1 protein-coding gene is annotated in these 1,458 nt (G+C 70.4%); it reads right to left on the bottom strand.

Annotation, left to right across the window (positions count from 1 at the left end; genetic code table 11):
• The coding region (locus MKK68_RS29480) for a family 2B encapsulin nanocompartment shell protein (protein ID WP_279605324.1) at positions 1–1,387 on the bottom strand (1,387 nt) is incomplete at its 3' end.
• Positions 1,388–1,458: the final 71 nt, after the last annotated feature.

Below are 1,458 nucleotides of genomic sequence, written 5' to 3' on the forward strand. Positions count from 1 at the left end.
CGTAGTCATGGTAGTTGCCGAGCAGCACGTTATCGAGGCGGGCGATCGCGTCCTCGACCAGCACCGCGGCCGAGAAGTAGCGGGTGACGAGGTGCGAGGCGATCGAGTGGTCGTTGGTGCCCATGTAGCGCACCGACAGGCCCGGCTCGATCTCGCCGGTGACGCCCGACTTCTGCAGGCCGACGACGCCCTGCTCGCCCTCGCCGACGCGCAAGAGCAGGATCGAGGTGGTCTGGGCGCCGGTCGCCGGGTCGGTGTCGATCGGCAGCTTGTCGCTCGGCACCAGCGGCACGCCGCGCCAGGTCAGGAAGGGCGCGCCGAACAGGTGCACCACGACCGGCGGCACGCCGCGGCGGGTGGCCTCGCGGCCGAAGGCGGCGATGGCGCGGGGATGCGCCACGAAGAAGGCGGGCTTCTTCCAGACCAGGGTCAGAAGCTCGTCGAGATCGTCGGGCGTCGGCGGGCCGGAGCGCGTCGGGATGCGCTGGCGGCCGCCGACCTCGTTGAGCAGGCCGAACTCGGAGTTGTTGAGCAGCTCCCACTCCTCGCGCTCCTTCACGGCATCCACCGTCAGGCGGATCTGCTCGCGGAGCTGATCGATCTCGTTCGAGTAGAGATCGGTGATGCGGGTGTGGGTGTTGAGGATCGTCTGGATCGTCGAGAGGTGATACTCGCGCGGATCGATCTCGTAGTCGACGAAGGTCGTCGGCAGGCGCGGGGCGCCGGTGTGGACGGCCAGCAGCTCGATGCCCTGCTCGCCGTGGCTGTTGGTGTGCCCCTTCAGGCGGTCGCGCTCCTCGACGTACTGCGCGATGCGGTTCTTGACCGCGTCGTCGTCGAGGGCCGCGCGGTCGAGGGTGAGCAGGGTCACCGCCGAGAGCGCCTTGACGGCGGGCGCGGGCTGGCTGCCGCCGACCAGGGTCTCGTCGCCGAAGAAGTCGCCGCGGGTGGCGAGACCCGAGCGCAGCCGGTTCTTGTAGGGGCCGGACAGCGAGAGCTCGACGGTGCCGTCGGCGACGATCGTCAGGCTGCGGTCGCCCGCGCCGCCCTCCGAGATCGTCTCGCCGGCATTGTGCCGGCTCTCGGTGAAGCGGTCGGCCAGCGCGGCCAGCTCGGCATCGCCGAGGCGGCTGAACGGCGGCACCGCGCGCAGCGAGGCGGGGCTGATCGCGCGGCCCTTGCCGTCCGAGGCGAGGTCGATGCGGCCGGGCTTGGCCAGCACCACGGCGCGACGGTTCACGCGGTAGACGCCGCCGTCGACGTTGACGAAGGGCAGCAGCCGCAAGAGCCAGCGCGGGGTGTTGGCGAGGTTCTGGACCGACGTGACGGTCGCGGTCGATAGATTGCGTGCTGCCGATGCGCCCACGCTCTGCCCTTGTCCGCTCATCGTTCGTCGTCCCCGCTTGATTGTCGTTCGAGCCCGGGCACGTTGCTGTGCCGGCATGATGTATCGGCCGC

The organism is Methylobacterium sp. E-016, assembly GCF_022829745.1.
Classification (GTDB): domain Bacteria; phylum Pseudomonadota; class Alphaproteobacteria; order Rhizobiales; family Beijerinckiaceae; genus Methylobacterium.